The organism is Pseudovibrio sp. POLY-S9, assembly GCF_001431305.1.
Taxonomy (GTDB): Bacteria; Pseudomonadota; Alphaproteobacteria; order Rhizobiales; family Stappiaceae; genus Pseudovibrio.
In genome coordinates, this window is record NZ_LCWX01000243.1 from 120,305 (window position 1) to 125,558 (window position 5,254).

The 5,254-nt window shown below is 53.0% G+C and carries 4 protein-coding genes and 1 pseudogene; all 5 read left to right on the forward strand.

Annotated elements, in window-relative coordinates:
• Positions 1-252: pseudogene (locus PPL9_RS34540) on the forward strand (cell division protein FtsA); the annotation flags it as partial.
• A 110-nt stretch (positions 253-362) separates the two neighbouring features.
• Complete coding sequence (ftsZ, locus tag PPL9_RS27635; RefSeq protein ID WP_057465729.1) at positions 363-2,126, forward strand: cell division protein FtsZ; 1,764 nt, start codon at positions 363-365, stop codon at positions 2,124-2,126.
• A 247-nt stretch (positions 2,127-2,373) separates the two neighbouring features.
• Positions 2,374-3,336, forward strand: coding sequence for a UDP-3-O-acyl-N-acetylglucosamine deacetylase (gene lpxC, locus PPL9_RS27640; RefSeq protein ID WP_057465827.1), 963 nt, complete (start codon positions 2,374-2,376; stop codon positions 3,334-3,336).
• Between the two features lie 153 nt (positions 3,337-3,489).
• Positions 3,490-4,356 (forward strand): outer membrane protein assembly factor BamD, encoded by an 867-nt coding sequence (locus PPL9_RS27645; protein WP_057465730.1) that lies wholly within the window; start codon positions 3,490-3,492, stop codon positions 4,354-4,356.
• Between the two features lie 33 nt (positions 4,357-4,389).
• On the forward strand, positions 4,390-5,254 hold an 865-nt coding region (locus tag PPL9_RS27650; protein WP_152986852.1), incomplete at its 3' end, for an AAA family ATPase.

The window sequence follows — 5,254 nt, forward strand, 5'->3', positions numbered from 1 at the left end:
AGTCAGTTGACTGGCCTTTCTGAAACGGCACGACGCATTCTTGGACGCAGTGTGCGTCTGGGGCGTCCACTGGGTATTTCCGGTTTGCCAGAGGAAGCCAAGGGTCCGGCGTTCTCGGCAGCTGTGGGCCTGCTGATTTATCCGCAGGTTGCACAGATTGAGCAATTCGAACCCCGGCACCAACGCCGTGGCCTTAAGGGTCGCGGGAGCTATCTGGCTCGGGTTGGTCAGTGGATTAGAGAAAGTTTCTAGTGGGGATCGCATAACCCCCACTATCACGAGTTTCGCCAGATGCGGCGGACGCACGAGAGGAAGAACGACATGCCCGACTTCGGGCATGTTATTAGGGTCGCGAGGTTAATATGACAATCAACCTGAAAATGCCTGATATTCAGGAATTGAAGCCCAGGATCACCGTATTCGGTGTTGGTGGCGGTGGCGGAAACGCCGTAAATAACATGGTAACGAGCGGTCTTCAGGGCTGTGACTTTGTTGTTGCTAATACGGATGCACAAGCATTGGCTCTTTGCCAGGCTGAGCGTGTTATCCAGATGGGCGTTGCTGTTACTGAAGGCTTGGGCGCTGGTTCCCAGCCTGAAGTTGGTGCAGCTGCTGCAGAAGAAGTTATTGACGAGATCAACGATCACCTGTCCGGCTCGCATATGGTGTTTATCACCGCGGGTATGGGTGGTGGCACCGGTACCGGTGCTGCGCCAGTTGTTGCTCGAGCTGCGCGTGAACAAGGTATACTGACCGTCGGTGTGGTTACCAAACCCTTCCAGTTTGAAGGGTCCAGACGTATGCGTGTTGCCGAAGCCGGCATCGAAGAGTTACAGCGTAATGTTGATACTCTTATTGTTATTCCAAACCAGAATCTGTTCCGCATTGCGAATGCACAGACCACCTTTGCTGACGCCTTCTCCATGGCTGATCAGGTGCTGTATTCCGGTGTTGCGAACGTCACTGACCTGATGGTCAAAGAAGGTCTCATCAACCTCGACTTTGCTGATGTACGCTCCATAATGCGTGGCATGGGTAAAGCGATGATGGGTACCGGTGAAGCGTCCGGCGAACAGCGTGCCATTCAGGCTGCTGAAGCTGCGATTGCGAACCCGCTGCTTGACGAGACTTCCATGAAGGGCGCGCGCGGTCTGCTTATCTCCATCACTGGTGGTAACGACCTGACGCTGTTTGAAGTTGATGAAGCTGCAACTCGTATCCGCGAGGAAGTAGACCCAGAAGCGAACATCATTCTTGGTGCGACCTTCGATGAATCTCTGGACGGTATTATCCGCGTTTCTGTTGTTGCCACCGGCATCGACAAAGAGCTGCGTGAAGATATCTCTCCTGCAGAGGTTCGTATGGCTGAACTCACAGAGCGTCTGCAGAGCGCTACTACGCCTACGCCCAGTCCAGCGGTAGCTGCGCCGGTAGAAGTAGCTCCTGCACCCACCCCAGTTCGTGCGATGCGCGCGATGGGCTCCGCAGCAGCCGAAACACTTATGCACTCTGAGCCGGTTGCTGTTGCAACTGACCCGGAAGTGGAAATTTCTCCTTATCAGTCTCGTCGTTATGAGCCTGTGCAGGAATATGATGCACTTGAGGAACCAACGCAGGCTTTTGATGAGCCTACCAATATTCCTGAGCCATTTATTCCACCTGTTGCACAAAAGGTAGAGCCTCAGACACGTATGCCACGTGTTGAAGACTTTCCGCCAATTGCACAGCGTGAAATTCGTGCGCGCACGGATGCTCCTGCTGCAGCGCCTGCACCACAGCCGGCATCTGCAACTCCTCAGCCAGCACCAGCCACTATGGCCCAGCAGGTTGAAGAGCATGATGAGCATCACATGGAAGAAGAGCGTCGCCCAATGGGTCTTCTACGCCGTCTGACTGGTGGTCTTGGCCGCCGTGAAGACGAGCACATGGAGCACCATGAGCCAGTACAGGCAGATGCGTTTGCTGAGGCTCCACGCCAGCCAGCAGCGCCTCGTCCAACCGAGCCTCAGAATCACGGTGCAGCCGGGACTCTGGACGCTGGTGGACGCCCTGCGCCTGCACGCTCACAAATGATCGAAGATGATCAGTTGGAAATCCCGGCGTTCCTGCGCCGCCAAGCCACCTGATTATCAACAGAACTCGCGCCTCTCGAGCAGCAATCCGGATTTTTCCGGGTTGCTGCTTTGCGTTTTTAAATGGAATTGTCGGTAAATGTACCTAAAATTTTCAGGACGTTACAAACCGTAATAAAGCTTTATTTTATTTGGTAAGCTCCAAGAGCTATGTTCCAGCCAACCCGCAGAGGGTATTCGAAAGTAGTGGCTCGTGAGGTTCAGTATGTACCTGGAGCGGAATGATAAAGGCTGGAACAATATGGGAATGCGTGTCGAAAAACAGACAACGCTTGCGGACAGTGTAACCTTGAATGGTATTGGGGTTCACTCTGGCGGTCCAGCTTCCATTACACTTCACCCAGCAGACGCGAACTCCGGCATTGTTTTCCATCGTAGCACCAAGGGTGGCTACGTGCAGACGGAAGCAAACTGGAAGGAAGTCACTGCAACATCTTTGTGCACCGTACTTGGTGATCCTCATGACAGCGGCATCTCTACCGTTGAGCACCTGATGGCTGCTCTGCGCGGTATGGGCGTTGACAATGTGACCGCTTACATTGACGGACCTGAGATGCCAATCATGGATGGTAGCTCCGAAGCATTCGTTGAAGCTATCGACCGCGTTGGTCTGAAAACGCTCGGCACAAAGCGTCGCTTTATCCGTATCAAAGAAAAAGTTCGTTACGTTTCCGGTGATCAGTGGTGTGAACTCAACCCGTTTGACGGCACCCGTTTTGACATCACCATCGATTTTGATCATGAGAAAATTGGTTGTCAGCAGCTCAAGTTTGACCTGACACCTGATTACTTCCGTGATGAGATTTCCCGTGCCCGTACCTTTGGCAGCGTGCAGGATGTTGAGAAACTCTGGAAGCTTGGCTTTGCCATGGGCTCTTCCTTAGAGAACTCCGTCGCTCTTGACGGTGATCGCGTTCTGAACCCTGAAGGAACACGTTGGGCAAACGAATTCGTACGTCACAAAAGCCTTGATGCGATCGGTGATCTTGCTCTTGCTGGTCTGCCTATTTTGGGCGAGTACCGCTCTTACAAAGGCGGTCACCGTATGAATCACTGTATCCTTGTGGAGCTTTTCAAGAACCCGGATGCTTTTGAAATTGTCGAAGCTGATGTTGCTCTGGTAGATCGTCATGCACGCGAAAAAGGTCATGCCGAGTTGATAGGCGGACTGCAGGCTGCAGCATTTGGCCCTAACGTCTCCTGAGGCTAAAATAGTTATTCAACGGTTTTTGCCTCTATTCCGACATAAATTCGAGGCAAATGCTGTGGTACTACGTGACGTTATCCAAACATTGAGATAGAAGCGTGAACTGGGAGGGATTTTACCCGAATCCCAACACGATAGGAGTCGGAAACATTGCTGCGTTCAGATGCTGCCGGGACTGCTTTGGGGGCTAATCGCCTCAAAAGAGCGATTAGATATACCTCTTTGGCGATGGCACTCGTTATTGCGGGCTGTGCAACCAAGGATGATGTTGATGATCTTGCGCTGGATGAAACTCCTGCGGAAGTGATGTTCAATGAGGCTTTGGCTCTTCGTGCATCTGGCGACGTTCAAGCGTCTGCGAAAAAGTTCTATGAGCTTGACCGCATCTATCCTTACTCCGAATTCGCGCGTAAATCGCTGATCAACATTGCTTACCTGAACTTCAAAATGGGTAAGTATCCTGAAGCGATTTCTGCTGCTGAGCGCTTTACCTCGCTTTATCCTGGTAACGATGATTCCGCCTACGCGCTCTTCATTATTGGTGAGTCCTACTTCCGTCAGATCCCAGATGTGGGTCGTGACCAGGCTGTGACCGCCAAAGCATTGGATGCAATGCGTGAAGTTGTTCAGCGTTACCCAGATTCTGAATACACCAAGCAGGCTCGTCAGCGTATCCGCGCGACGGAAGATCAGCTGGCTGGTAAGGAAATGGAAGTTGGCCGCTACTATCTGGCACGCCGTAACTACCTTGCCTCTATCAACCGCTTCAAGACTGTGGTGAGCAATTATCAGACCACCCGTCACGTTGAAGAAGCGCTCTATCGTCTGACCGAAAGCTATTATGCACTTGGTGTGACGAACGAAGCACAGACAGCTGCAGCGGTGCTGGGACACAACTTCCCGCAGAGCCAGTGGTACAAAGATGCATTTTCTCTTTTGAAAAAGGGCGGTCTGGAGCCACATGAGAACAAAGGCAGCTGGCTTAGCAGGGCATTTGGGGATATGAAACTCCTTTAAGCCTTTCAAGGAATCGGAGTTTCCTAGACTACCATGCTGGCATCGCTTTCTATTCGGGATATCGTTCTCATTGATAAGCTGGATTTGCATTTCAGCGACGGCATGAGTGTTCTGACGGGTGAAACCGGTGCAGGTAAGTCTATTCTTCTCGACAGTTTAAGCCTCGCCCTTGGTGGGCGGGGAGACGCCGGACTGGTTCGGCATGGTCAGGACCGCGGTCAGGTGAGCGCGGTTTTCGACGTTCCAATGGTCCATCCTCTGCGCACCCTTCTTCAGGAAAATGAATTAGAGCACGACAGCGACATCATCTTGCGCCGTGTTCAGGCGTCTGATGGACGTACCCGTGCGTTTGTGAATGACTCGCCCGTGAGTGCTGGTCTGCTGCGGCAGATCGGAGAATTGCTGGTTGAGGTTCATGGACAGCATGATGACCGCGCCCTGATTGATCCTGAGAGCCATCGTCAGCTGCTGGACAGCTTTGGCGGGCTGGAAGGTGATGCTGCAAAGGTGGGGCAGAGCGCGAAAGCGGTTCGCACTGCCGAGAAGGCCCTGAAAGATCATGTTGCGCGCATTGAAGAAGCCCGCCGTGAGGCGGATTATCTACGCTCCAGTGCTGATGAGCTGAGCGCGCTTGATCCTCGTGACGGAGAAGAGAACGAGCTTGCTCTGCGTCGTCAGGATATGATGCAGGTGGAGAAGATTGCAGGCGATCTGCGCGAGGGCTATGAGGCACTTGACGGACCAGCCTCTCCAATCCCTGAGCTTTCCAGTTTGTTGCGCCGTCTTGAGCGTAAAGTTGATCTGGCGCCGAACTATCTGACAAGTGTGGTTGAAGCCATCGGCGGGTCTCTGGACCAGCTGGAGGAAGCGCGCGGTGGTTTGGAGCAGGCGCTGCGCG